Annotated in this window: 1 pseudogene; it reads right to left on the bottom strand. The window is 71.8% G+C overall.

From position 1 onward, the window contains the following. Positions 1-309, bottom strand: a pseudogene (locus tag DBV10_RS23275) (hypothetical protein); the annotation flags it as partial.

Below are 309 nucleotides of genomic sequence, written 5' to 3'. Positions count from 1 at the left end.
GCCCAGGCCCAGGCCGTTGTCGCGGCGCTGGCTGTAGGGCTCGGGGGTGATGGCAGGCGCGGACAGGGGCACCGGCGGCTGCTCGCGGAACAGCGCCACGCCAATCACGCCCACATGGGCGGGCCGGCCTGTGCGGGCGGCGTAGGAGTTGGCGATGTGGGAGAACTCGAACGCCGCCACCTGGCTGTCGCTCTTGCGCCAGCCGGTGATCTGGTAGCGCTCGTAGGGCGAGAACACATAGCCGCGCTGGTCCCAGGCGGCGGTTTCGCCGCTGAGCACGTTGACGCCGTCCACCGAGGGCACGGCCAG

The organism is Acidovorax sp. FJL06, assembly GCF_003852545.1.
In the GTDB taxonomy this organism is placed as follows: domain Bacteria; phylum Pseudomonadota; class Gammaproteobacteria; order Burkholderiales; family Burkholderiaceae_C; genus Acidovorax.
This window is presented reverse-complemented; position numbering and strand designations above follow the sequence as displayed.